Origin of the sequence: Leptospira fluminis (genome assembly GCF_004771275.1) — a bacterium.
In the GTDB taxonomy this organism is placed as follows: Bacteria; Spirochaetota; Leptospiria; order Leptospirales; family Leptospiraceae; genus Leptospira_B; species Leptospira_B fluminis.
The window spans coordinates 33,105-57,730 of the sequence record NZ_RQEV01000016.1 but is presented as its reverse complement, the minus strand read 5'-3'; the positions used below and the strand labels follow the sequence as shown (position 1 = coordinate 57,730).

The 24,626-nt window shown below is 50.0% G+C and carries 22 protein-coding genes and 1 pseudogene; 12 read left to right on the top strand and 11 right to left on the bottom strand.

Annotated features, from left to right (window positions below; translation table 11 throughout):
* The 3 genes and pseudogenes from EHO61_RS15525 to EHO61_RS15515 form a co-directional block, all read left to right on the top strand.
* A pseudogene (locus tag EHO61_RS15525) lies at window positions 1-536 on the top strand (KamA family radical SAM protein); the annotation flags it as partial.
* On the top strand, window positions 536-1,588 hold the full coding sequence (locus tag EHO61_RS15520; protein ID WP_135814479.1) for a D-alanine--D-alanine ligase family protein: 1,053 nt from the start codon (window positions 536-538) through the stop codon (window positions 1,586-1,588). The pseudogene EHO61_RS15525 and the gene EHO61_RS15520, both read left to right, overlap by 1 nt.
* Window positions 1,585-2,268 carry an iron-containing redox enzyme family protein gene (locus tag EHO61_RS15515; RefSeq protein WP_135814478.1) on the top strand — a complete coding sequence of 228 codons (684 nt, stop codon included), beginning with the start codon at window positions 1,585-1,587 and terminating at the stop codon, window positions 2,266-2,268. Before EHO61_RS15520 ends, EHO61_RS15515 begins: the two co-directional genes overlap by 4 nt.
* Window positions 2,269-2,285: 17 nt before the next feature.
* Here the strand turns inward: EHO61_RS15515 and EHO61_RS15510 are convergent, their stop codons facing one another.
* The 5 genes from EHO61_RS15510 to bfr form a co-directional block, all read right to left on the bottom strand.
* Complete coding sequence (locus tag EHO61_RS15510; RefSeq protein ID WP_135814477.1) at window positions 2,286-2,636, bottom strand: DCC1-like thiol-disulfide oxidoreductase family protein; 351 nt, start codon at window positions 2,634-2,636, stop codon at window positions 2,286-2,288.
* Complete coding sequence (locus tag EHO61_RS15505; RefSeq protein WP_135814476.1) at window positions 2,633-3,823, bottom strand: acetylglutamate kinase; 1,191 nt, start codon at window positions 3,821-3,823, stop codon at window positions 2,633-2,635. Before EHO61_RS15505 ends, EHO61_RS15510 begins: the two co-directional genes overlap by 4 nt.
* Window positions 3,824-3,841: 18 nt before the next feature.
* Window positions 3,842-4,951, bottom strand: a complete 1,110-nt coding sequence (locus EHO61_RS15500; RefSeq protein ID WP_135814486.1) for a THUMP domain-containing class I SAM-dependent RNA methyltransferase — start codon at window positions 4,949-4,951, stop codon at window positions 3,842-3,844.
* Between the two features lie 56 nt (window positions 4,952-5,007).
* Window positions 5,008-5,940 (bottom strand): hypothetical protein, encoded by a 933-nt coding sequence (locus EHO61_RS17260; protein WP_167884890.1) that lies wholly within the window; start codon window positions 5,938-5,940, stop codon window positions 5,008-5,010.
* Between the two features lie 151 nt (window positions 5,941-6,091).
* Window positions 6,092-6,559 carry a bacterioferritin gene (gene bfr / locus EHO61_RS15495; RefSeq protein ID WP_135766552.1) on the bottom strand — a complete coding sequence of 156 codons (468 nt, stop codon included), beginning with the start codon at window positions 6,557-6,559 and terminating at the stop codon, window positions 6,092-6,094.
* 129 nt (window positions 6,560-6,688) lie between these two features.
* Between bfr and EHO61_RS15490 the strand changes: the two genes are divergently transcribed.
* The 4 genes from EHO61_RS15490 (at window position 6,689) to EHO61_RS15475 (ending at window position 10,729) form a co-directional block, all read left to right on the top strand.
* Window positions 6,689-7,813, top strand: a complete 1,125-nt coding sequence (locus EHO61_RS15490) for a thiolase family protein (protein ID WP_135814475.1) — start codon at window positions 6,689-6,691, stop codon at window positions 7,811-7,813.
* Between the two features lie 68 nt (window positions 7,814-7,881).
* Window positions 7,882-8,904 (top strand): glycosyltransferase family 9 protein, encoded by a 1,023-nt coding sequence (locus EHO61_RS15485; RefSeq protein ID WP_135814474.1) that lies wholly within the window; start codon window positions 7,882-7,884, stop codon window positions 8,902-8,904.
* Window positions 8,905-8,906: 2 nt separating this feature from the next.
* Window positions 8,907-10,196, top strand: coding sequence for an aminopeptidase P N-terminal domain-containing protein (locus EHO61_RS15480; protein WP_135814473.1), 1,290 nt, complete (start codon window positions 8,907-8,909; stop codon window positions 10,194-10,196).
* 152 nt (window positions 10,197-10,348) lie between these two features.
* Window positions 10,349-10,729 carry a hypothetical protein gene (locus EHO61_RS15475; RefSeq protein ID WP_135814472.1) on the top strand — a complete coding sequence of 127 codons (381 nt, stop codon included), beginning with the start codon at window positions 10,349-10,351 and terminating at the stop codon, window positions 10,727-10,729.
* Here EHO61_RS15475 and EHO61_RS15470 read toward each other — a convergent pair.
* The 6 genes from EHO61_RS15470 to EHO61_RS15445 form a co-directional block, all read right to left on the bottom strand.
* Window positions 10,726-11,904: a M20 metallopeptidase family protein gene (locus EHO61_RS15470; protein WP_135814471.1), complete on the bottom strand. Its 1,179-nt coding sequence runs from the start codon at window positions 11,902-11,904 to the stop codon at window positions 10,726-10,728. The genes EHO61_RS15475 and EHO61_RS15470 overlap by 4 nt on opposite strands.
* A gap of 89 nt (window positions 11,905-11,993) precedes the next feature.
* A complete protein-coding gene (locus EHO61_RS15465) occupies window positions 11,994-13,568 on the bottom strand; it encodes an FAD-dependent thymidylate synthase (RefSeq protein WP_135814470.1) in 1,575 nt (524 codons plus the stop codon).
* 134 nt (window positions 13,569-13,702) lie between these two features.
* Window positions 13,703-16,975, bottom strand: a complete 3,273-nt coding sequence (locus tag EHO61_RS15460; RefSeq protein ID WP_135814469.1) for an efflux RND transporter permease subunit — start codon at window positions 16,973-16,975, stop codon at window positions 13,703-13,705.
* 94 nt (window positions 16,976-17,069) lie between these two features.
* On the bottom strand, window positions 17,070-17,801 hold the full coding sequence (locus EHO61_RS15455; protein WP_246032166.1) for a class I SAM-dependent methyltransferase: 732 nt from the start codon (window positions 17,799-17,801) through the stop codon (window positions 17,070-17,072).
* 41 nt (window positions 17,802-17,842) lie between these two features.
* Entirely contained in the window at window positions 17,843-19,144 is a 1,302-nt protein-coding gene (locus tag EHO61_RS15450; RefSeq protein WP_135814468.1) for an adenylate/guanylate cyclase domain-containing protein, read from the bottom strand.
* A 34-nt stretch (window positions 19,145-19,178) separates the two neighbouring features.
* Window positions 19,179-20,573, bottom strand: a complete 1,395-nt coding sequence (locus EHO61_RS15445; RefSeq protein ID WP_246032165.1) for a glycosyltransferase 87 family protein — start codon at window positions 20,571-20,573, stop codon at window positions 19,179-19,181.
* 70 nt (window positions 20,574-20,643) lie between these two features.
* Here EHO61_RS15445 and EHO61_RS15440 point away from each other — a divergent pair, with 70 nt between their 5' ends.
* From EHO61_RS15440 to kdpA, 5 genes are all read left to right on the top strand, one after another.
* On the top strand, window positions 20,644-21,132 hold the full coding sequence (locus EHO61_RS15440) for a DUF4395 domain-containing protein (RefSeq protein WP_135814467.1): 489 nt from the start codon (window positions 20,644-20,646) through the stop codon (window positions 21,130-21,132).
* 153 nt (window positions 21,133-21,285) lie between these two features.
* Complete coding sequence (locus EHO61_RS15435) at window positions 21,286-21,627, top strand: arsenosugar biosynthesis-associated peroxidase-like protein (RefSeq protein ID WP_135814483.1); 342 nt, start codon at window positions 21,286-21,288, stop codon at window positions 21,625-21,627.
* Between the two features lie 19 nt (window positions 21,628-21,646).
* A complete protein-coding gene (gene arsS / locus EHO61_RS15430; protein ID WP_135814466.1) occupies window positions 21,647-22,690 on the top strand; it encodes an arsenosugar biosynthesis radical SAM (seleno)protein ArsS in 1,044 nt (347 codons plus the stop codon).
* A gap of 152 nt (window positions 22,691-22,842) precedes the next feature.
* Window positions 22,843-22,926 (top strand): K(+)-transporting ATPase subunit F, encoded by an 84-nt coding sequence (gene kdpF / locus EHO61_RS17465; RefSeq protein WP_135814482.1) that lies wholly within the window; start codon window positions 22,843-22,845, stop codon window positions 22,924-22,926.
* Between the two features lie 9 nt (window positions 22,927-22,935).
* The gene (gene kdpA / locus EHO61_RS15420; RefSeq protein WP_135814465.1) at window positions 22,936-24,624 is read left to right on the top strand and encodes a potassium-transporting ATPase subunit KdpA; all 1,689 of its coding nucleotides are present in this window, start codon (window positions 22,936-22,938) and stop codon (window positions 24,622-24,624) included.
* Window positions 24,625-24,626 lie beyond the last annotated feature (2 nt).

Genomic DNA, 24,626 nt, shown 5'->3' with positions numbered 1-24,626 from the left:
ATGAAAAAGAATGCACTCCTGAAGCCAAAGATGCCGTTCTGAATCTCATCAAGGCGGGGGTAAGCGTGGGGAACCAGTGCGTGATTCTGAAAGGGATCAACGACGACGGAGAAACCATGCTCCGTCTGCATAAAAAACTCCTAGAGTTACGCGTAAGGGCCTACTATATGTACGATCCGGAATTGATTCCCGGTTCCCGAGGGTTTCGAACCCCGTTGTATAAGGGAATTGAAATATTAGAATATATGCGTGGAAAGTTGGGGGGGATGGGGATTCCGCAATTCGTGACGGATCTGCCGGGAGGGGGAGGGAAAGTGACCCTTGGGCCCAATTGGTATCTCGGTTATCATCGACCAACGCGAAATCATGTGTTTCGATCCGCCGTCAGGGGAACATTCCACTTGAGTCCCGAGCCTCCGGAAAGCGGGTATGAAAATTTATATCCGATCCTAGAAGATTCCGTTTGGGATTCCGTAAAGAATCAAGCCTACTCGAGTTCGAAGGGAGTTTCCCTTCCGAAAAACGGAGGGGCCTAATGGAAAGGGATCGGCCTTCGGTTCTTTTGGTGGCAGACATAGCGGATTCGAATCTGGATCGGAAGTTGGTCCAGGAATGGGAAAGTTCGGAATCCGTCGAATTCATTCGGCAAACCCTGGAGACATTAGGCGAAACGGTTAGAATCGTGCCTTCTCCCTCCCATCTTCTCGGGCTTCTTGCCGAAAACGCTACGACTCCTTTCGAAGAGCGACCGGTTTTATTTCATTTGGTGGAGGGGTATCTTTCCAGAAATAGGGAAGCTTGGCTTCCTGCGGTTGCGGAATATTTCGGCTTTCCTCATACGGGTTCGGACGCTCATTCTCAGATTCTGAGTTTGGACAAGCATACCTCTAAAATGGTGGCATCTTCCCTGGGAATCCCTACGGCCGACTGGGGAATCTGCGGGTCCGGCCGGGAAGGCGTGCTTCCGACTTCGGAGAAATATCCGATTTTTATAAAGCCTAGATACGAAGGATCCAGTCTCGGAATCGGAGAGGAAAACCGTGTGCAAAAAGAGTCGGATCTGAACTCCTTTCTCGGAACGGAAGAGAGGAGTAGGACTTCCTGGATCTGGGAAGTCTTTCTTCCCGGCACGGAATGGACCCTTGCCGTAATCGGTTCCCCTTCCGTCGGATATCGAGCCAGCGAGGTGGGTCGCATTTCCCTGGAGGAAGCGGAAGAGAACGTTTACGGAGAGAAAACCAAGACGAAATCTCATATGCCGGAAAAAATCCGATTCGATTCCGATCCGACAATCTCCAGAAAAATCCGAGAGCATTCCTTGCGACTCTGCGAATTCGTAGGCACTAGCGGTGCGGTCCGCTTGGATTGGAAAGCCGACGAAGGGGGTCGTCCTAATTTTCTGGAATGGAATTCGACTCCGGGGCTTTCCCCTTTTTATAGCAGTTTCCCGATCTGTTATTCGCAATCTTTCGGCGACTATTCTTCCCTGCTCGCAAAACTTTTGGAGATAGCAAGAATCGAGTTTCAGGAAGCACGTTTTTTATACGCAAAAAATCAATCTCGCAGGGAAATCTTAGAAGGTTTATGACAGGAAAATTTCGGGAAGAATTGAGCGTCGAAGTGGGAAGGCATCCCGTTTTGACAGCGAATCATTGGTTGGAACAAAGGGAGCGGAGGATGGATAGAAGGGATCTAACTCTTTGGCTCAAACAGGAATATTTCGTCTCCGTAGCCTTTGTGAATTGGTTCCTTTACGCGGCGGCTCTCTCTGATTCGGTGGAATCGAAAATCGTTCTGGCCCAGAACATTTGGGAGGAATTAGGGGAAGGAAAACCCGATGAGGCGCACGTTTCCATTCTGCGTCGGTTCTTATCCGAAATGGGAGAGACGGTCTCGGAAGCGGATCTTCTCCCCGAGACGTCCTCTTATCTGTCGATCATGCGACGTATCGTAAATTCCGACTTTTATTCGGCGTTAGGCGCTTTGGGACCCGCGAACGAGTACCTTCTCAAGCTGGAATACGGTAGGATGTTCGCTTCCTATCGGGAATTGAAGTCGAGGATCCCCCTGCCGGAGGGTAAATTCTTTCAGGTAAATCTGGAAGCGGACGAATCCCACGCGGAAAAGATGTTCGCGTTGATAGAAACGGTCGCGACCGATTCCGAAAAAAGGGACCAGGTTCGGGAAGGGATGGTTCAGGCCTTGGACGCGAGGCTTCTATTTTACGAAGGACTACAAAGGGTTTCGCCTCTTATTGTTTCCGGTTAAGAGATGTGAGCGATAAATCAATGCCCGGGATTTCGAAGCGATTTCAGCAGACTCATTACTACCACTCCTAACAGAGGAACGAAGGGCAGATATAGGAATAAGGAAAACCACCTCCAACCGCGGAGAGAATGCGAAAGTCTGCGAACCGCAAAAAAACCCGGATACCTGATTCCCTTGTCTATCAATTGGACGTTGCCTTGGGCGACTTCCGTCCCCAAACTAGGGTGGAGTTTCCGCAAATCCTGTTCTTGGAATTCCCGAAAAGATCGGAATTGTATGGAGGTATCCAGGCAGTTCCTTTTTAGATAATTTCCCAGTCGGAAACAGAACGGGCAGTCTCCGTCGTACAGAAAAATCCTTTCGTTCATGGTCGATTCGTCGGAATTGCGGTTTCGGAAGATTCCAAATCCACGGGTAGGCTTCGCAAATAGGAACATACTTCGGGAATTTCTTTGTCTTCCAGACCGATCCAAAAATAAATCCAGATTCCTTCTTTCTGCAACCCTTCGCATTCCTTCGCGTACCATTTCGAGATGGTGTTTTCGGATCTGGCTCTCCAGAAAATCTTAGGATGACGGGAAAGCATTTCGTCCCAGATATCCCTTCCGACTCCTTCTCCTCTCGCGATTTCGTTCACCGCAAATTTGGATAAGAAGGTTCCCCAAGGAGTGTTTTGTAGAAGGGCACAGCCTTTGTAAGCGGATTCCAAAAGTATAGCCGAAAAATCCTGTTTCCAAAATCCGGGTTTCAATCTTTTACGGAAGGCTTCTTCGACCAGATTGTTCAGTTTTTCCCGATCCAAATTCCGTGCAGAGGAATGGTGTTCGATACGATTCTTTTGTCTGAATAGGGTTCCGCTCCCTTTGATCGTAAAAAGTTCCTTTAAAAGACTGGGTGCGGATGCGACCGCGATGTGGAAATTCGGATCCCCAACGAGTGTGAATATACGATCCGCTTCTTTGCGAAGGGGCTCGTCTTCTTGCGATACTTGTTCCTTGGAATGTACGTCCAAAATGGAAATTTTTTTACCGTCCGGGGAATGAATTCCTCCACGAGGGGTCAAAAGAATCAGTTTTTTCGATTTTAGTTCCTTGCCGAGGTTCGCAAGATAAGAGTGTATTTCGGAACCGCCTAGATCCGTGACGAATACCGGGATTTTTCTTTCCGAAATCGCGGAGCGAACGGACTCGAGGGAATGAGAAGGATCACGGAACCATTTTGCGGGAAGATTATGGGAACCAGGAAGTACATCTTCGAGATGGTCCTCCTTGAATTCCTTTAGAGTGGTTTTGGGTAGGGTAGGGGACCGGTAGAATAGATTCGCATACGAAATCCCTTCCTTTTCTAGGACCACTACCGGAAAGAGTTCCAGCTTTTGGAGAAGTTTCAGATTGTATAATAGAGCTTCGGCCGATTCCGCCAGAGCTTCCGCCCCGGCGTGAATGACGGCGAACTTTTCCGGTTCCAAAGAGCGGAACAATTTCAGAAACTGAAAGCTGTCCTTGGAATTTTCGGTAACTTCCAGAAGTTTAAGCAGGATCTCCTGGTGGTTCATCTTCTCCCGGGCTCTTCCTCAATCGATATGATAGGCGACCAATTTTCCCTTCAACTTCGCGATCGTAACGGATTGCTCTCTGGCCGATTTTAATTTGAGATGGCCGAGTAGAGAAGGATCTCCGGAAACCAAGGCGATGTCCGTGGACGGAAATCTTTCTTTTAAGGTCTTTCCCCAGTTTTCGTAGAGTTCCGCGACCTCTTCCTTGGATCCGATCCGGATTCCATAAGGAGGATTGGTGACGATTTTACCTTCCCGGAACGGAAAGTCCGACGGGGGATTTTGTGCGGCAAAGACTTCCCAGTGGATCAGGTCGGACACGCCCGCTTCCCTTGCATTCTCCTTTGCCAATTCGATCGCTTCCTCGGAAACGTCGGATCCGAAAAGGAGGGGGCCGGATTTTTGGGAGCCGGTTTCGTTCGGTTTAAAGGAACCGAAGAGTCTCGTAAAAATCGTGGATCTTGAAAGGCTTCGGTAATTCACCCAACCCTTGTTTCGAAGTCTAAGGGCGGCCTCTATGAGCAATGTGCCCGATCCGCAAAAGGGATCGTACAACGCTTCTGTTTCCTTCCAGCCCGAGAAACGCAAGAGAGCCTGTGCCAGAGTTTCCCGAAGAGGGGCTTCTCCTCCTTGCCTTTCATGTCCTCTGCGCTGGAGGGGTTGTGCGTGGAGAGCCAAAAATAATTTCGCCTGGTCCATTCTGGAACGAAGATAAAACAAAACTTCCGGTTCGTCCCTGTCCGCCTCGGGCAAATCCAGTCCTTTGGCCCGGAATCTGTCGAAGATAGCGTCCTTCAATCGGTATGTCGCATAACGCGAATCCGGAAGATTGTCCTTGGTGGTCGCGTCGATTCTGAAACGTGTTCCCGGAGAAAGCAGTTTTTCGAACGGGTACATCGCGGCGACTTCGTAGAGATCGTCCGGCTCCTTGATATTGCTCCAGGAAGACAGCTCGAAGCTGATTCCGGAAGCGATCCCGGAGCCGAGACAGAAGTCCCTCACTTTTTTGACCGGACCTTTGAAGAATACTCCTCCCCGGTTTTCGGAAATGACTTCCAAACCGGCTTCTTCCACTTCTTCCTTTAATAGGAATGCGAGACCGTCTCCGCAGGAGGCGTGGAATGTCAGACTTTCCGGTCTGTCGAATTCGCTTAAGGAAAGTTTAGCGGAATTCCAACCGGATCTTACGTCCTCGTAACGATCCTCGTCCGATGAGGAAAACCCATGACGGTTCCCGAAGGATTCGTTTCCTCTTTGAGAACCGAACGGTTTCCGAGTTCCGTTTTCCCTAGAGCCGAAACGTCCTCTTGGAGATCCGGACCCCTCTTGGGAACGATACGGCCTTTGGTTGCCGCCTTCCCTGTTTCCGTTGCCGGAACGAGAACGGAAAGGAGTGCGTTCTTCCCTTTCATTTCCGTAATTTCCACCGCCGGAACGGAACGGTTTGCGGTTCTCCCGTGATCCTTCTTCCGAAGTCCGGAACGGTTTCCGATCTCCTCCTTCTCTGGGAGAAAACGGTTTTCTATTTCCATCCTTTCTGCCGTCACGGCCGGAGGAAGAATAGGGCTTGCGACCTTCGTTTCTAGATCCGGAATCGCCGTCTCCCCGAGGACGGAAAGGTCTTCGTTCGTTCCCCTCTTCTTTAGGGCGAAACGGTTTTCGATCTCTTCCTTCTCTGGGAGGAAACGGTTTCCTGTTTCCGTCTTTTTTAGCGTCACGACCGGAGGAAGAATAGGGCCTGCGACCTTCGTTTCTAGATTCCGAGTCGCCGTTTCCGCGAGGTCGGAAGGGTCTTCGTTCGTTCCCTTCCTCTTTCGGGCGAAAGGGCTTTCTGTTTCCGTCTTCTCGATTTCCTCGGCCGGAGGAAGAGGTAGGTTTCCGATCCTCGTTTCTAGGTCGAAATGGTTTACGTTCTCTGTCTTCTTCCCGAGCACGGAACGGTTTCCGGTCTCTTCCTTCTTTGGGAGGAAATGGTTTACGTTCTTTGCCTTCTTCCCGAGCGCGAAACGGTTTTCGCTCTTTGCTTTCTTCTCTTGGACGGAACGGTTTTTTTTCTTCTCCCTCTTCTCGGGAGCGGAAGGGCTTTTTATCAGAAGTGCGTTTTCCTTCCTTGGCACGGAAGGATCCGGATTCTTCCTCTCTGTCGGTTCGGTTTTTATTTCCGGAGCGGAACGGTTTGTTTTTGGAAGGACCGGAGGATCCTGCGCCCCTTCCTGCGGAGCGGGAGGAGGGGCCTTTTTTATTCACGGATTTTTTAGGAAACAATGTCTAGGAAAGTTGTTGGGCCAAGTAATTTTGGACCCCGATGGTTTTGATGATTTCGAGCTGGGCCTCGAGCCAGTCGATATGCTCCTCCTCGGATACGAGGATCTTCTCAAGCAATTCACGGGTACCGTTGTCCTTGTTTTTAGTGGAAATTTCGATTCCACGGTTGAGACGGTCTACGGCCGAATATTCCACATCCAGATCGTTTTTCAGGATGCTCTCTATGTCCTTTCCCACGTTGATTTTCATGTATCTTTGTAAGTCGGGAACTCCATCTAAAAAGAGAATACGCTCTATCACCTGATCAGCGTGGTGCATCTCTTCGATGGATTCTTTTTTCATATAATCTGCCAGCTTTTCGTAGCCCCAGTTTTTATTCATTTTTGCGTGAATGAAATACTGGTTGATCGCAGTCAGTTCGGCGGAGAGTACTTCTGCTAGGATTTCGAGGACTTCTTGGTTGCCTTTCACGTGTTTCTCCTCCAATTTATCACTATAAACGATCGGGCCCTATTTTGAAAAGCGCTATTCCTGCCTTCTCCCGCCTTTGCTCTTTTTTGACTTTTCTGTGAACGTGGCTTCGGTTCCCTTGTAGGAAGGATGATTCGGGCTTATATTCTGGACGCAACTTTGAGTCGATTCGGCAAATCGGACTCGGATTATCGGTCCCTTTCCCATGAGACTGCGAATCACTTGCTTAAGAATCATCCGGAATTTCGCCCGGAATTTTTGGTTTTTGCAGCCATGGCTCCGGAAAAATATACGGGAGAGATTTTTCTCCCGGCAAAGATCCAGGAGAGTCTGGGGTTGCCGAACCTGTTCGTTGTTCGAACAGAGACCGCTTCTTCCAGCGGAGCATCCGCCTTACACTTGGCTCGTTATCTGATACTTTCCGGTAAGTTCCGTCGCGGTTTGTTGATCGCCACGGAGATCATGAGCCGTCTTCCGAGAGAGGAGAACAATCTACTTTTGGGTTCCGTGCTTTCGGAAAGCCAGAGAAGGTTGGCCATGTCCATGGCTCAGGGCGGAGCAATGACGACGACCAGGTATATGCACGATTATGGATATACCAGAAAGGATCTGTATTATCTTTCCAAAAAGCTTCACGATAACGGATTGGAAAATCCGATTTCCCATATTAAAAAAGAGTTAAACGAGGAGGAATATTTCTCCTCTCCCGTATTTTCCAGCCCTCTATGTCTTTACGACATTTCCCCTTTGTCGGACGGATGTTGCGCCTTGCTTTTGGAATCGGACTCTTCCCGGATTCCCGGAGACAACGCCAAAATATTCCTGGCCGGAACCGGTCACGGAACGGGCCACGTAAGCGGAGTACCGGGCGGAACCAGTTTTCCGGCTTCCGTTGAGGCGTTTCGACAGGCATACTCGGAGGCGGATCTGACCCCTTCCGAGATCAGAGTCGCGGAATTGCACGATGCATTCACTCCTTTCGAGCTGATCGGAGCGGAGGATGCCGGATTGTTTCCCCGCGGAAAAGCGTTGAAATACGTGGTGGAAGGTGTGACGGATAAGAGGGGAAGGTTGCCGATCAACCCTTCCGGAGGTTTGAAAACCAGAGGGCATCCGGTGGGAGTTTCCGGGTTGGCACAGATTGCGGAATTGTTTTTCTTGATGAATCGGGAAACGTATGGAGCCGGTTTGGCTCTTTCCATAGGCGGATTGGGAATCAACAATTTCGCCACCATCTTGCGGTCGGAAGATTAGAAAAGGAAAGAGTCCGGTCGAAAGTCCGTAGGATCCGAAACGAAACGGAAAATTTTCAAGTCAGCGGAATGAAGGAAAAGATTCTTTTGATACAAACTGCGTTCCTGGGGGATCTGATCCTTACGACCCCCTTGTTTCGGGCGGTAAAGAAGAAATTTCCGGATTCCTCCCTGACCGTGATCGTAAACAAAGGAACGGAATCCGTTCTCGAAGCCAATCCTTGGATCGACGAGATCCTTCCCTTGGATAAGAAATCCGTAAAGTCCTCTCTCCTGCGTTTTTGGAGATTCGCATCCGATCTAAGGAAAAGGAATTTTACCGTCTGTCTCTCCCCTCATTTTTCCTTCCGTTCCTCTCTTCTCGCTTGGAGCTCGGGTGCTCCGATCCGGATCGGTTATCGGACCGCCGGGTTCTCCTTTTTACTTACCGAAAAAAAGTCCAGGCCTATCCTAGGTCCTCACGAAGTGGACAAGCTGCTTTCCCTTTTGTATTCGGAAGAGGAAAGCAAGGCGATAGACAGGAGACCGGAACTGTATTGGAAGGAAGAATCCGTCAGCGGAATCCGGAACGTTTTAAAATCTTGGAAACTTGAAAAAGGGGGTTATATTCTGATGACCCCTTCTTCCGTATGGGAAACGAAACGGATGCCCGCCGAAAAATTCCGGGAAGTCGGCATTGCGTTGTCCGAAAAAACGGGAATGCCCGTCGTTCTGGCCGGCGGAAAAGGCGATCTAGATCTCTGCGAAGAGGTGGGAAAGGGTTTTGCCCTCAATCTCGCGGGCAAAACTTCCCTTCCGGAAATGTCCTATCTGACTGCGGGAGCCGCGTTACTCGTGACTAACGATTCTTCTCCGATTCATTTCGCCTCCGCGTTCGACATTCCCACTTTGGCCGTTTTCGGGGCTACCGTTCCGGATTTCGGTTACACTCCTCTGGCTACTCGCTCTTTTATTTCGGAAATCGAAGGATTGTACTGCAGGCCTTGCGGGATACACGGAGGAAAGGTTTGTCCCGAGAAACACTTTCGTTGCATGTTGGAACAGGATCCGAATCGAATCGTCCGAGAAGCACTTCGTCTAATAAGTAGGTAGTTATGGACCAAAGCATTTTTAGAAAACGGATTCGATCGGTTCAAAATCTTCTAAAGGAAGGGGAGGTCCTTCTCCTTTTCGCCGCAAATCTGAAGATTCGCAACCGCGATGTGGAATACAAATTTCGCCAAGATTCGGATTATTATTACCTAACCGGAATCGAAGAGGAAGACGGAATCTTGACTCTTCGCCGGAATCATTCCGCTCATTTCGCCTTACCGAAGGATAAGGAACGGGAAATCTGGACCGGAATCCGTTTGGGAAAGGAGGAGATCGGCCGCCGTTTGGAACTGGATGATAGTTTCGATTTGAGCGACTGGAATTCCCGGATCTGCGAGATCCTGACGAACCAGTTCACCCTATATCATTTTTTCGGAAAGGACAGGGAGCGGGACACGAAGCTTCTGGATTTGATAAGCACCCTGAATCTGCGCTTGCGGGAAGGAAAATTCGGCCCGCAAAGATGGGAGATTCCGAATTTTCTACATGAAATGAGAATGATCAAAAGTCCGGAGGAAATCGAAAAACTAAAGGAAGCTTCCGAGATCACCGCTGCGGGACACAAAAGGCTGATGAGGGAAACCAGGCCTCTGATGTTCGAATTCGAACTGGAAGCGATTCTGGAATCGGAATACCTTAGACTCGGAGCTTGGGGCGGCGGATACGGGCATATCGTGGCTGCGGGAAAGAACGCAACCATTCTGCACTATACCAGCAATCGGGCTAGGATCGGAGAAACGGACGCAATACTGGTGGATAGCGGCGCGGAAAAGGATTATTACACTGCGGACGTGACTCGAGTATTTCCCGCGGGTAAGAAATTTACGAGCGAGCAAAAAACGATCTACGAACTGGTGCTCCTCGCGCAGAAAGAAGCGATCGCGAATACGAAATCTGGGGTCGAATTCAATTTCGTTCATGAGAAGACGGTTCGCACATTGGCTTCAGGGCTGAAGGACCTCGGATTTCTGAAAGGAGAACTTTCCGAATTGATCGAAAGAGGGGAATTCAGACGGTTTTATATGCATCGCACGGGACATTATTTAGGAATGGACGTCCATGACGTAGGACGTTATTTCGAAAACGGAAAAAGCAAACCCATGCAAAACGGGTTAGTCGTCACCGTAGAGCCCGGACTGTACTTTGATCCTTCCGACGAGAGCATTCCGGAAAGATTCCGGGGAATCGGAGTGAGGATAGAGGACGACGTACTTGTCAACGGAGAGACTCCGATCGTGCTTACGTCCGGAATTCCCAAGGAGATCGGAGAGATCGAAGCCCTGAGGGATTGAGTTCCGGATAGATTATGTCTTTCTAATTTACGCGTTAGACTACCTTTTCGTTTTATCTACTATTTTTAAGAAATATTCGGACCGACGTCCGGAAACCCCCTTGCATTCGGACGATCTTTTGCGATATAGACTCGTTTCGGGAGGATCCGAAAATGGAAGAGAAGTTCGTCCAGTACTTGATTAGAAAGAAGGTTTTAAGAAGAATCGATCTGCGTGTTTCATCCGATCTATCCTTGCTTTGGGATTTTGCCGTAAGAAAAACGGGGGATCCAAAATTTCTATACTCCCATCTATTGCAATCGTATCGGATCAGGAAAGTGGGGGGCAGGTTGTCGCAATGGGAGTTCCGGAAATTCGCGCGGAACGATTCCCGTAAAAGGATATGTGTGGATTTTCGGGATTATTGGGAATCAGCCTGCCTCGCTTACGGACACGGCACTTCCGTCAGCGGTTTTATGAACGCTTTGCTGGAACTGGAAAAGGATCGTCTCTCCCGGCCTTCGGCGCTGTTCGGATTGGATCGGGTCGCTTAGTGCGATTCCAGGTAGAGCCGGATCGCTTCCCGCAAAACGGACAATCCGATCGGAAGAGCCGATTCGTCGAAATCGAATTTGGAGCTGTGGTGCGGGTGGACGAGACCTTTGCTTTCGTTCTGAGATCCTACGAAAAAATAGCATCCCGGGACTCTCATTAAAAATGCGGAAAAATCCTCTCCTCCCATCGTCTTAGCTCCTTCTTCGGTGACGTGACCCGGACCTAAAATACGGTCTGCGGCTTGTCGGACGATGGAGGAAACGGAAGGGTGATTGATCGTAGGCGCGTTCGTCCTTTCGTACCGGATATCGACGGAGGCGCCGAAAGCGGCCGCAGTATTTTCCACAACCTTACGGAACAATTGAGGAGCGCGATCGAACATTTCCTTGGTGAAAGTTCGTATGGTGCCTTTGAGTTCCGCCGTTTCCGGAATTACGTTAAACGCTTGGCCGGAATGAAAGGCTCCCACAGTAACCACGCAGGAATCCAAGGGATCCGTGTTTCTGGAAACGACGCTTTGCAAGGCGGTGACGATATGAGATCCTACTAGGATCGGATCCACGGTGTGCTGGGGCATCGCACCGTGTCCGCTAATCCCTCGGACGGTAACGATGAATTCGTCCACCGCGGCCATCATGGGTCCGTCCACGACTCCGATTTTTCCGACGGGAATGTGATTCCATACGTGAAGGGCGAGGGCGGCGTCTACGCCGTATTTTTCCAGGATACCCTCTTCTATCATCTTGTCGGCCCCTTGACCTCCTTCTTCCGCAGGCTGGAAAACCAACAGTATTCTTCCTTTCGGAAGGATGCTCGCGGGATTTTCCTTCAGATCCGAGGCCAGACCCATTAACACGGAAGTATGAGCATCATGCCCGCAAGCATGCATGACTCCCTCATGGATGGAGGCGTATTCTACTTTATTTTCTTCGAATATAGGTAAGGCGTCCATATCCGCACGAACGAGAAGGGTTTTTCCGGGCTTTCCGGAATCCACGAGACAGGCGATTCCCGTTTTGGCGATGCCGGATTGGAAGGAATACCCTAAGGATTCCAGGTGTTTTGCGACAAAATCTGCAGTACCTTTTTCCTCGTATTTCAATTCAGGATGTTTGTGTATGAAGCGGCGGTACGAGACGAGTTCATCGGTTCTTTGCGGAGATACGGATTTCATAGGAAGGCCTTTCGTTCAGGGAACAAATCGAAGGTAAGCCTGTCTCTCTTTTTTCGATGAAAACCGCCGCTTCCGGTGGTTTTCGATCCTTAGAGCGTGCGATCGTAATCGCTCAATTCCTTCTTCCAAACTTGGGTTCCGCAATAATGATCCCCTTCGGGGCAATAGGGTTTTACGTCTCCCTGAAGGCGGATCCAGCAAGGGGCCTTGATCCATTTTGCGATCTGAGGGTGGACCTTCTGCAAATCCGTCAGTTCGTTTATCGAAGCCTGGAATATCTCTTCCTGTGCATTGTAGCAGGTTCTGGCCCTCCATTTGTGGTGAAGGTTCAAAAGGTCGCCGCTTTCGTAAAAACGGATGGGGAACGCGTTCGGTAAAAGATATGTCGCGTATTCCGGACTTCCGCCTTCCTCCAGGAATCGGTTCAGGTTCCGAAAGATTCCGTCCATTTTGGTGCGGTAGGTTTCTTCCAATTTGGAATATTTCAGTACTACTTTCGGCACGATATAATCCGGCATTCCCGCATACTGGGAGAGGAGTACGGGGCGAGCCCCCGGTACCATTCTATGTCTTTGGTCCTGGCTGTCCGCAGTGTGGGAGATACGCTTCTTGAACGTGTAATGCACGTTAAACATTGCTCTTGCCAAGGGACTCATTGTGGTTTCGTTCAAAGTGGAAGTCAGATGAGGATTCTTGCTCGGGTCCAGAACCAAACGGATCGCTTCCTCATCGTTTAAGGACTCCCGGGAGACTCCCAGTACGGAACGTACGGAAGAGGCCAGAATCTCGGAGGAATTTTCAGAATAAGACACCAAGCGCGAATAACGCGAATCCAGATCCTGGTCGAATTCCCGGACGAAGATTTTCGCGTGGCCCGGTCGGAAATCGGAAGAGTCGTCTCCGTAAAATTCTCTGAAGAAGCGGTATTCCGCCGTTTCTTCCAGTGGAATCGGATCATCCATTTCCTGCACGTACAAAGAATCCATTTCCCGTACTTTTTCGATCATTTCCTCGACTACGATTCTTTGTTCCTCGGGTACGTTGAAGGAGTTCATCAATCGGTGGTACCGGTGCAGGGTCAGTCCGTTGACGGAATGATAGAGATAGGTAAAGGTCCCGAGCGGGAGAAGATAACGAGCCACTTCCAGGCATTTCTTTTTGATCTGGGGCTGCCATTTTTCCGGATAATTCGCTCTGGCTTTATAGATCAGAAAGTATTCGTCCTGGATGAACGGATGCAGGAGTTCCACAAATTCGAAATAGGCTTGGGAAGCGAATTCCACCGCCTCCAAATACGTTGCTCTCCTCTTTCCTTCCAGAGAGGCAGGAACGTAGTAGTTCTCCGGCTTTACTTCCACATAACGTTGGCTGACCTGCTCGGAATTGTAGTAGGGATGCGAGTGTAGAAAGGACCAAACGAACTGGCGGGAAACCTTGTCCAAGGTAAAAATGAAATGAGGGTGCTGCCTGGTGGTTAAGTGGCCCGCCTTTTTCGTGGACTTGGCGACCTTATCTCGGATCTCGAGGGACTTTTCCGAGCGGACCATGTCCTCCGGCAAGAGAATGCCTTTGGAGGAATAGCAGGTTCTCGCCGAGGCGATAGCTAGGTTAAAAGGTTGTTGGGTGGCGTCTAAGAGTCGGACGGTGGGTTTCTGGCTTTCCATAAATTGAGGAGTTCCCGGAAACGCTAGGATGGAAGGGACCGGGTCCAGGAAAAGGATTTTCCGACATAATTTGGATTCTTATGTCTCTTTTTCGGTAGAAAAAAAAACAGAGTGCTGTCGATTTGGCCGGAAAATTAGGATTTCTTTTTCTTTCTTTCTGGTTTTTTGGAGACCGTTTCGGTTTCTTCTTCCGCCCAAGATCCGAAAGTAGAAGAGGACGACGGTTCTTCCGCGGGAACGGGAAGGTGTCTGGATTTTTGGAATTCCGCTTCAAGTCTTTTCTTATTGATGGCCTTCCTTCTTTCCTGGCCTTCGGAGAGATTCAGTAGGAACTCCATCACGATCGGGAGAAGAACCCGGGAAAAGACGGTCGCCACGATGATTCCGAAGATCACCACGGTCGCCAACGGTTTTTGGATTTCCGCTCCCGCCATGGAGGAAAGCGCCATGGGAATAAAACCGATCGCGGCGATGACTTCCGTAGTCAAAACCGGCCGGAGCGAATGGAGTCCCGCGTCGATCACCGCGTCGTAGATGCTATGACCTTTGCCCAATTCTTCCTTTAATGTGGAAGCATAAACGACTCCGTTTAACACCGCGATCCCGCTCACGGCGATGAAACCGATTCCCGCGGGAATACTGAAAGGCAATCCTCGGAGCACCAGCCCGATGACTCCGCCGGAAATCGCGAGAGGTACTACGATAAACACGCCTAACGCGTAGTAGACGCTTCCGAAAGCGGCCATCAACATGAAGAAAATGATCGCGAGCGCGACAGGGACCACGAGCAGGAGTCTGTTTTTTGCGCGGGTAAAGTTTTCGAACTGTCCTCCCCAATCCGTTCGGTATCCGTTCGGAAGACTCTTTTCCAGATCCGCCGTCGCCTTTTGCGCATCGTTTACGAATCCCACCAGATCCCGACCGCGAACGTTCACTTCCACCATGATCCTTCGTTTGAGTGCTTCCCTATAAATCGCCGCGGGGCCTTCTTCCAACTGGATGGAGGCCACTTGTCCGAGAGGGATCGTAATCCCTCCCGAGGTCATGACGGGGATATTTTCGATTTCGTTCAGATCCGAGACGTCCAGCTGTAGACGAACGACCAGATCGAATCTCTTGAATCCTTCGAATACCTTTCCTTCCTGTCTGCCGATACGGAGAGCTTCCACGGTGGTCAGGATTTCTTCCGCCTCCACTCCGTACCTTGCCATTTTTTGTCTGTCGGCTTTGATCTCTATCAAAGGAAGTCCCAGCACTCGCTGCACCCGAAGGTCGGCCGCGCCCGGAATTTTTTTGATCTTTTCCACGAATTGATAAGCGGTGTCCTTTAACACTTGTAAGTCGTCCCCGTAGATTTTTACGGCTAGATCCGCCTTGGAACCGGAGAGTAGAACGTTGACCCTGTTTTCTATGGGTTGGGAAAGGGAGATCGTGCTGGAAGGTACGGCGTTCAGAATCGCTTCCTTGAATTTGTCCATGAGTTCCTCTCGAGAGGAAGCTGTGGTCCATTCCCGGGTAGGTAGAAGTTTGACCATGGCCTCTCCTTCTTCCGTGCCTATGGGCTCGGCGGCGGATTCCCCTCGACCCATTTTGGTCACCACGCTGACGGTTTCCGGGAATTTCGCGATGACCTTTTCCAATTCGGCGTTTGTTTCCCGGGAATAGCGGAGCGCGGTGGACGGAAGCCTTTTGATATCGATCGCGAATTCCCCTTCGTCTATCCTGGGTAAGAATTCCGATCCTAATGTGGAACCTAAGATTAGGGAAAATGCGACGACTCCGATACCGGTGCGGAGAAAGAGGGACTTGTTCGCCATTCCGAAGTTTAAGAGAATCAGGTATTTTTCCGCGATCATGTCCCAGTATTTGCTCTGGTAAAAGATCGGTTTTTTGAATAGGATACTCGCGGCTGCGGGAAAGGTCGTCAGACTGAATGCCAAAGCCATGGCCAAGGAAATCGCCACCGTCATGGCCATGGGTTGGAACATCCTTCCTTCCACTCCTTGTAGGGTCATCAGTGGAAGGTACACTAAGAGGATAATTCCTACGGAAAACGTCGCCGCTCTGGCCACACGAACACAAGCTTCGGTAATGATTTGCTCGGAGGCCAGGTCTCGGTCGTCCTGCGTGTTCTGCAATTCATAGAACGTTTTTCTCAAGAGGAATCCGTGAAGGATGGATTCCAGCATCACGATGGCTCCATCGACGAGTAAGCCGAAATCCAGGGCTCCCAGGGACATCAGGTTTCCTACGATTCCGAACATCCTCATGAAAATGGTCGTGGCCAGCATTGGGATCGGTATGGAAAGACTTACTAACAACGCGCCTTTTACCGTTCCCAACGCGAGGATCAACACGAGTATGACGAGAACCGCCGCTTCCGCGAGATTCGTGAAAATGGTGCCTAAGGTTCTCCCAATGAATTCGGACCGATCGTAGTAAGTGACGATCTGCATGCCTTCCGGAAGCCTGGTGCGGAGAATCTCTATCCTTTCCTTGACTCTCTTGACCACTTCCAGGGAATTCTGCCCCATGAGCATGATAGCGGTGGCGCCCACCACTTCCCCTTTTCCGTCCTTCGTCATGATTCCGAATCGAAGCGCCGGGCCGGTTTCCACCGTGGCGATTTGTCCGAGAAGGAGAGGGACGCCGTCCCGCTCGGTTTTTACCGCCACGTTCCGAATTTCTTCCACGGTTTTGAACTGGCTCTCTCCTCGGATGACGATCTGTTCGGCTCCCTTCGAGATATAGCCTCCGCCGGTATTCTGGTTCGCGGATTCCAATTTTTGACAGAGTTGGGATAATGTAATATTATGAACCGCTAATCTTTGCGGATCTATCTTGATCTGGTACTGCTTCGCATAACCGCCTATGATATTTACGTCTATGACTCCTTCCGTGGATTTGATTTCCCTAGCGAGTTCCCATTCCATATAAGTCCTTAATTCTTCGGGGGAATGTCTATCGCTGGTCAGAGCGAATTCGTATATGTCTCCCAAACCTGTGGCGATAGGCGAAAGTTCCGGTGATCCATACCCTTTCGGAATCGCCGCTTCCGCCGCGCGGAGTCTTTCGTTGATCAATTGTCTCGCCAGGTATATATCGGTGCCGTCCTTAAAAACCGCGGTGACGCTGCTGACTCCCGTGCGGGAGATGGATCGGATTTCCGCGACGTTCGGAACTCCGGTGATTTCCATTTCGATGGGGTAAGTGATGAATTGCTCCACCTCGATCGGAGAGAGCCCGGGAGATTGGGTGACCACGGATACTTGTACGTTCGTGATATCGGGGATCGCGTCTATGGAAAGCTGAACCGCGTTATAGGCTCCGATCGCGGTCACGATACCGGTGATCGCCAGGACCAGGAGTCTGTTCTTGATGGAAAATCGGATCAGTCTATCTATCATGCGCGGCTTCCGGTAAAGGATACGAACAACATCGACGAGTTTAAGGGGGTGTCGATAGGTTTTTTCGGGAAAAACTTCCTCGTCTTCGGCGGGCTTACCCTTTTCGAGAAAAAAGGATAAGAGATATTCCTTTGGACTCGCCTTGTTGGAGGAGCGAAAAACCGGATTCGCCGGCCCATTCCAGAATTTTCGCCTCGGGCAGGATCAGTTTGAAGTAGGAACTTGTGCTGAAATTCCATAGATTCCCGTCCCATTCGTGGTAGAGATCCGTTACGAGAACCTTATCCTTTTCGAAAGAAAGGATGCAGGAAAATATCCGATTCCGTTCCACCCGCACGGGAAAGCCGACCTTCTCTCCCGTTTTTCCGCGACTCAGATCCCTGTATCCCAACGCGAGTCTCGTCCCCGATTCCAGAAAGGAACCCCAAAGACGAAAGAGTTTCCTTACTGCGGATTCGGACTCCAAATGCGTCAGGGTGTCTCCCATACAGACCAAAAAATCGGGACATTTCCCCTCGTAAAGGGAAGGATCCGTTATATCCGCTTTCTTGGTTTCCAGATCAAGTCCGACGCTTCTGGAAGATAATTCGTTTAACAATTTAGAACTAAGATCCACCGACAAGACTCGGAATCCCGATCTAGCGAGAGGGAGGGATTGTATACCGCTTCCGGCTCCCAAATCCCAGGCTGTCCGATTTTCCGCCGGGAGAATTCCCCAACTACGGAACAGTTCCTCCGCTTCGGCTTCTTTTTGTCCGGCGTCACCCATCATCCAGGAGTATTTTTCGGACAAAAAGGTTTCGTAATGTTCTTGCGGAGTGAGCATGAGGTAATCTCGGAGAAATCCGGACTTTTCGTCCTGCGTCCTTAGGTCAGGCGATAAATCTGCACTTCGCTTTCCCTGCCCTTGACTTTTACGGGAGGAAGGGATTCGCAAGAAATATAATGTTTGATCTGCTCGTACACCGCTTCCGTGACTAAGAGAGCGGTGCCGTAATCCTTGTTGAGTTGTTCCACTCTGGATGCAAGATTGACGGTGTCCCCGATGATCGTGTACTCTTTTCTTTGGGAGGAACCCACGCTGCCCGTCATCGCTTCTCCGGAATGCAATCCGATTCCGATTTTCGTTTCCGGAATTTTTCCCTCCCGATTCAGGTCCGCCACTTTTTCTATGATTTCCATGGACGCGTTAACCGCGTTCTGCACGTCCTTTCCCTGGTCGGAAAGGGGGGCGCCGAACACCGCCATGAATCCGTCGCCCAGGAATTTGTTGATGATTCCGTTGTTCCGATTCACTATGTCGATCATATCCTCGAATAAGGTATTCAGATAAGTGATGACTTCCGTAGGAGTCTTCTTTTCGGAGAATTTCGTGAAATTTCTGATATCCAAAAACATCACGCAGACTTCCCGACTTTCCGAAATCGTCTCCGCTTTTTGGCTCATGAGCCTGTCGACCACTGACGGCGAGACGTATTGTCCGAACATCCCTACGATTTGGTTTCTTTCCTCCAATAAAGTATAAGATTTTCTTAACGTATTTTTCAGTCGGATGCCGACGATTCCGGCCAGAGCTCCGGAGCCGATGAATATGAAGGATCGCATGATGACTGGAATTTTGGAGTAGAAAAACGGATACGGAAAATCGGTCGGAGCCGTAGTAGGAGTATAAACAAGACCCAAGGCCATAAATTCCACTCCCGCCACGAGCCCGGTGAATAAGGAAAGCCCTAACTCCATTCTTAGGATGGAAAGCAGGATGAATATAAAGAAGAGGTTGGGAATAGGAGAATTCAGCGTGACGATCGGCGACTGGAAATGGTGCAGAAAGATGAACAGCACGATTCCGGGTAACGAGGTCTCGATAAGCGCATTCCCGAACCTAGGGATTAAGGGAAGAGGTTTTTCTTTTTTCCTCCAAAATTCCAGGATGCGTAAGACGATCAGTTCGTATACGCTTCCAAAGGCCAGGGTCCCGATGATGATTTCGAAGGGAAAGATCGTGCCGGAGCTCTCGTCGAATTCTCTCCTCGCCAAAAAGGACAGGACCGTCCAGACAGCGGCCGCGATCAGAAAGGAAGCAAGTAGGATTTTGCTGCGAATCTTTTCGCTTTGGAGTATCTCCGATTCCAGAGTGTTGGAGAACGTGTCCAGTAGTTTCGGGGCCATGTTAGTTTTCCTTTTTCGCGAACGAGCTTCGTATCTACCATCGGACCTTTTCAGGGTCAATGAGTTTCCTTTTTTCCAGGAAGAATACGGTTAACACGACGGCATATTCTAAAATCATGAAAAAGACATCATCCTTGTAGGGCGCATTCCGATACGTGGAATAGGAAAGGATCCAGATACCCGCCGCAGCTTGCGGCCAGAGAGAATTCGTAAAAACGACCCCTGCCAGCAAGGGTAAAAGATACCAAGGATGGACCGTCGTCGAGAAAAGAAGATACACTCCCAAAACGGAGATCCAAGTTTCCGCGGTCCCTTCCAACGTTTCCTCTTTACGGGAACGGAAATAGGAGATAACGGAAATCGAGATCGCGCTTAGGACGGCGAGGTGTATTCCCGCAGCGTAGGGAAACCAAGTGCCCGCTAAAGCGGCCTTCCAAAGATAATAGGGACCTCCGTGGAATTCGAATAATCTAAAATAGACTCCGATTCCTTTTTCCCACTGTTTGTTCACGGAAGAAACGAAGTCTTCTCCGAACAATAAGAAACTCAAGAGAAGGGGAACGATGGAGATAAGGAGGATCAGGATCGCCTTCCGATTTTTTCTTCCGTTTTGCCAGAGGCGAAAGGATAGGAACGGAAGTAAGAGTAAAGGGATCAGTTTGGTGAGAATTGCCGCCGAGTAAAAGATCCAGGATAGCAAAGGTTTTCCTCGGAATCGAAAAAAGAAAAATAGGAAAAGGAAGAAGATGAGGATCGGTTCCGGATGCCCGCTACCGCAACCTTCCAATAAAACCAAGGGGTGCATCCAATACTTGAGGAAATTTTCGCGGTGTTCCTCCGTTCCTCGAAACCAAACTAGAGCAGCAGTGGCGGCCTCGAATCCGAAAACGATTCCTTTCCAAATTCCGATCCCGATCGGAACGGAACCGAAGGATCTCATTCCTTCTGCAGCTAGAAAAAAGAAGAGCTGCAGTACGGGAGGATAGACGGAATAGAATCCCGCGGAATTCATTTCCTCTTTTAATCGAAGGCCCAATGTTGCGTCCGCTTCCGAAAGACCGATTCGTTCTAAATCGCGAGGTAGTACGGTATAAGGTAGGATTCCGTTTCCGTCCAAAAGTCCGTCCCAGAGAAATCGGAAAACATCCTCGGAGAGCACGGGGGGAAGAAATAGGAAAACTCCCCGTAGGAGCAGTCCGGCCCAAAGAAGAGTTCGGTAGGAAAGCCTTTCACTTTTGCAAGAAGAGAGGGAGAGAATATAAAACGCGAAACCGGTAGAGAAAGCAATCAGTAACGGATAAAAATCAGACCGGGAAAAAAAGAGGGAAAAAATCGCCAGAGGAAGGGCCCAACCGAATAGAAAAAAAATCCTCTGCGTGATGATGGGCCTCTGTTTCTGATCTAGGATGCTTTGGAAGGAAGTCAGCATTTTGTTCAATATAGCGGATTTTTCTTGAAATAAAACGGAATTGAGTTAGGATTGGCCCAGGACGGCCCCCATGCGCTTTTCCATCGGAAATTTCCCGGATACGGTCAACGAATTTGCAGCTCGCTCCGTGGCGGGGTTTGTATTCCTTCTTTCTCTCCTTACGATCTGGACCCAGTCTCTTTGGCTCGTTGCCGCCTTGGCCTTGGGTTTTTTGGCGCGGGTTCTGTATGGGCCCAAATTTTCTCCGTTTGCCCGTTTGGCGATCCACGTAGTGGTGCCGGTTCTGGGACTGGGAACACGTACTGTTCCCGGACCTCCGAAACGATTTGCGCAAGGAATCGGTTTGGTTTTTAGCGGAACCGCATTGATCCTACTATCGTTCGGATTCTTTTCGGAATTTCGCATCGTATTAGGGATACTGGCAATTTTTGCCGCTCTAGAAAGTTTTCTCGGATTTTGCGCCGGTTGTTTTGTGTTCGGGAAACTCATGCAATGGGGTTGGGTTCCCCGAGAAATCTGCGAGAAATGTAACAACTTGACCTTCTCCTCCGAAAAATAAAACGAAAAACTTCCGTTTTACGGGTGTTTTTCGACCGAGGCCAGGGAAACTTTGGCCGCCGTAAGAGTCAAACTCTGGGCAAGGTCGATCTTTTTTCCCCGCGGGGCCGCGATCGGGTCGATCAAATTTCGTTTGGAAAATAGAGGAGCGAATATGGCACAAGAGACCACGTATTATAAACCGGAAGACCTCAAGAAATTCGGAAACATAGGCGAGTTTGAACCGGATCTGGCAAAGAAATTCTTCGACTATTACGGAGCGGTTTTCGCGGACGGGGCATTAAGCGCCAAAGAAAAATCGCTGATCGCTCTGGCTGTGGCTCACGTCGTACAGTGTCCGTATTGTATAGACGCGTATACCAGCGATAGTTTGGAAAAAGGAGTCACGGAAGAACAAATGTGGGAAGCGATCCATGTAGGCGCCGCGATCCGAGGTGGAGCCAGTCTCGTTCACAGTGTTCAGGCTCTGAATAAGGTGAAAGAGCTGAGCATTTGAGTTTTTTCGGCGATCCATCATGAAGAGTTTGCTCGCAAGAGGAAACGAACTTTCCTCCTCCTCGGAACAATTGAAGATTCTGACCGACGTATCGGAAAGGAAGTCTCTTCCTCTTTTCGAAACAAAACTGGAAGAATCGGGGATGGCGCCCTTCCTGCCGACTCGGATCGAAATCTTACAGGTGAACGTCGGAAAACTATGCAACCAAACCTGTAAGCATTGCCATGTGGACGCCGGACCGGATCGAAAAGAGATCATGTCCCAGGAAACCATGCGGCAATGTTTGGACGTTCTTGCCGCTTCGGAGATCCCCGTTTTGGATCTTACGGGAGGAGCTCCCGAGATGAATCCGAATTTTCGCTGGTTCGTGGAGGAAGCCGCAGGCTTAGGACGGAAGGTCATGGTCCGTTGCAACTTAACGATCCTTCTCGCCGGAGAAAAGTTCAGGGACCTTCCGGAATTCTTTGCCGCCAATCGGGTGGAGGTCGTTTCCAGCCTTCCCTATTTCCAGAAGAGAAGAACGGACGCGCAAAGGGGAGAAGGCGTTTTCGATAAATCCGTCGAGGCGCTGCGCAGATTGAATTCCGTCGGCTACGGGATTCCAGGTTCCGGATTGGTTTTGAATTTGGTCTATAATCCGGGCGGAGCCTTTTTGCCCGGAGGGCAGTCCACTTTGGAAGGGGATTTTAAGAAGGAACTGAAACGTCAGTTCGGAGTGGATTTTAATTCCCTCTTTACCATCACGAACATGCCGATCAGCCGTTTCCTGGAATACCTAATCGAAAGTGGAAACCTGGAAGAATACATGGAAAAACTTGTTTCTTCCTATAATCCCGCCGCCGCCGCCGGGGTCATGTGCAGGAATACTCTAAGCGTGGGCTGGGACGGAAGTCTGTACGACTGCGACTTCAATCAAATGTTGGATTTGCCGGTTACGGGAAACGTGAGAATGATAGGAGATTTTCATTTGGCATCTCTGGAGAGGAGAAAAATCCGATTGCACCAACATTGTTACGGATGCACTGCCGGAAGCGGGTCCTCTTGCGGCGGAGCAATCGCCTAAAACACGGCCTTCGACTCGGATCTTAACGCGAAATTAACGTTCAGGGGCCACTTCCGCACTACCGCCATATTGACTCAAGACGGAAAAAAGGCTACTCTCTTGGCAACGGAGAACCTACCTTGTTTCAAGGCTAGCGTCTCTCGGAGGTTTTCTTGTCGTACCCGCTTTTAGCAACCCTCGTCTTCGGCCTTGTGGTCTATCTTGTCTATTCGATCATGAAACCGGAAAAATTTTAGGAAAAGATAATGAACGGAAACGATTCGGTTTTTTATTTTCTGTATTTCGCGGTTCTCTTTTTAATCTCTCCCTTGCTCGGTGCGTTCATCGCCAAGGTGATGGACGGAGAAATTCCCGCCTTTCTTAAGCCCGTGGCTGCCGTGGAAAAAATCATCTATCGCGTTACGGGAGTCCGTCCGGAAGAATCCTCCGGTCCGAAGACCTACGCGCTGGAAATACTCGGTTTTACATTGATCTGTCTCGTAGCGGTGACGCTAGGGCTTCGGTTCCAGGAGTTTCTTCCCTGGAACACGGAAGGCAAACCCGGTTTGAACTGGGATCTGGCCTGGAACACGGCGGTAAGTTTTACCACGAACACGAACTGGCAGGCGTATTCCGGAGAGAGCTCGCTTTCCTACGGAAGCCAAATGCTGCTTTTGGGCGTACAGAATTTCGTCAGCGCCGGCGTCGGGATTGCGGTACTCTCGGCGATGGCTCGAGGGTTATTAGGCGTATCTAAGACCGGACTCGGAAATTTTTTCGTGGATTTGACTCGGTCCATTCTTTATGTTCTCCTGCCGATCTCCTTCCTCTTCGCCTTAGTGTTGTTAGCCCAGGGAGTGGTCATGGATTTTTCCTCCTACATAGGGGCCACGACACTGGAAGGAGAATCCGTGAAGATCCCTATGGGGCCGGCCGCTTCGCAAATCGCGATCAAGCAACTGGGAACGAACGGAGGAGGATTTTTCGGAGTGAACTCCGCGCATCCGTTCGAGAATCCGACACCTTTCTCGAACTGGTTGCAATCCCTGGCGATTCTTCTGATTCCCGCTTCTCTCCCTTTCGCTTTCGGTAAATGGGCCAAATCCTGGAAGGCGGGAGTTTCCCTGTTCATCGCGATGCTCGTGCTGTTCGCGGGAAGTTTTGCAGTCTCCTTTTGGTCCGAACTGTATTCCTCTTTGCAAGTAGGGGGACAGAATTGGGAAGGAAAAGAGATCCGTTTCGGAATCGCCCAGAGCGTTCTTTGGGAGATGGCTACCACGGCCGCGTCGAACGGCTCCGTGAACTCCATGCACGATAGCTTTTCCGCCCTAAGCGGTGGAGCCGCCTTATGGAACATTCTGCTGGGAGAAATCGTTTTCGGAGGAGTCGGGGTCGGTCTCGCGGGAATGCTGTTTTACGTGATTCTCACCGTCTTCATCGCAGGATTGATGGTGGGACGTACTCCGGAGTATTTCGGTAAGAAAATAGAGGCCAGAGAAGTGAAATACGCACTCTTCGGAACCTTAGCTCCGGGAATCTGTATGCTTCTTTTTACCGCGATCGCGGTCTCCTACGATTTCGGATTGTCTTCGCGCGCGAACAACGGTCCTCACGGATTGACGGAAATATTGTACGCTTTCGCCTCCGCGGCAGGAAACAACGGATCCGCGTTTGCCGGTTTGAACGTGAACACGATTTTTTACAATACCACTCTTTCCTTTTGTATGCTTTTGGGTCGGTTTGCCGTGATTCTACCTGCGATCGGTTTAGCGGGAGCCTTGGTGGACAAGAAAAAAGCCCCGGCGGGAGAAGGGACCTTTTCTACGGACGGTCCCTTGTTCGTTTTACTTTTAGTATCCGTAATCGTTTTGGTGGGAGCTCTTACTTTCCTACCTTTACTCGTTCTCGGTCCCGGAGCCGAATATCTGCTCCACGGTTTGGGGAGGACCTTTTAATC

Excerpts from the sequence above, each read along its gene's own strand:
- EHO61_RS15470 (WP_135814471.1), bottom strand. The coding sequence starts at position 11,904 with ATGAAATCCGTATCTCCGCAAAGAACCGATGAACTCGTCTCGTACCGC.
- EHO61_RS15450 (WP_135814468.1), bottom strand. The coding sequence starts at position 19,144 with ATGGCCCCGAAACTACTGGACACGTTCTCCAACACTCTGGAATCGGAG.
- EHO61_RS15455 (WP_246032166.1), bottom strand. The coding sequence starts at position 17,801 with ATGCTCACTCCGCAAGAACATTACGAAACCTTTTTGTCCGAAAAATAC.
- EHO61_RS15480 (WP_135814473.1), top strand. The coding sequence starts at position 8,907 with ATGGACCAAAGCATTTTTAGAAAACGGATTCGATCGGTTCAAAATCTT.
- EHO61_RS15520 (WP_135814479.1), top strand. The coding sequence starts at position 536 with ATGGAAAGGGATCGGCCTTCGGTTCTTTTGGTGGCAGACATAGCGGAT.
- EHO61_RS15515 (WP_135814478.1), top strand. The coding sequence starts at position 1,585 with ATGACAGGAAAATTTCGGGAAGAATTGAGCGTCGAAGTGGGAAGGCAT.
- arsS (WP_135814466.1), top strand. The coding sequence starts at position 21,647 with ATGAAGAGTTTGCTCGCAAGAGGAAACGAACTTTCCTCCTCCTCGGAA.
- EHO61_RS15435 (WP_135814483.1), top strand. The coding sequence starts at position 21,286 with ATGGCACAAGAGACCACGTATTATAAACCGGAAGACCTCAAGAAATTC.
- EHO61_RS15490 (WP_135814475.1), top strand. The coding sequence starts at position 6,689 with ATGATTCGGGCTTATATTCTGGACGCAACTTTGAGTCGATTCGGCAAA.
- EHO61_RS15475 (WP_135814472.1), top strand. The coding sequence starts at position 10,349 with ATGGAAGAGAAGTTCGTCCAGTACTTGATTAGAAAGAAGGTTTTAAGA.
- EHO61_RS15440 (WP_135814467.1), top strand. The coding sequence starts at position 20,644 with ATGCGCTTTTCCATCGGAAATTTCCCGGATACGGTCAACGAATTTGCA.
- EHO61_RS15485 (WP_135814474.1), top strand. The coding sequence starts at position 7,882 with ATGAAGGAAAAGATTCTTTTGATACAAACTGCGTTCCTGGGGGATCTG.
- EHO61_RS15505 (WP_135814476.1), bottom strand. The coding sequence starts at position 3,823 with ATGAACCACCAGGAGATCCTGCTTAAACTTCTGGAAGTTACCGAAAAT.
- EHO61_RS15460 (WP_135814469.1), bottom strand. The coding sequence starts at position 16,975 with ATGATAGATAGACTGATCCGATTTTCCATCAAGAACAGACTCCTGGTC.
- EHO61_RS15510 (WP_135814477.1), bottom strand. The coding sequence starts at position 2,636 with ATGAACGAAAGGATTTTTCTGTACGACGGAGACTGCCCGTTCTGTTTC.
- EHO61_RS15445 (WP_246032165.1), bottom strand. The coding sequence starts at position 20,573 with ATGCTGACTTCCTTCCAAAGCATCCTAGATCAGAAACAGAGGCCCATC.
- kdpA (WP_135814465.1), top strand. The coding sequence starts at position 22,936 with ATGAACGGAAACGATTCGGTTTTTTATTTTCTGTATTTCGCGGTTCTC.
- EHO61_RS15465 (WP_135814470.1), bottom strand. The coding sequence starts at position 13,568 with ATGGAAAGCCAGAAACCCACCGTCCGACTCTTAGACGCCACCCAACAA.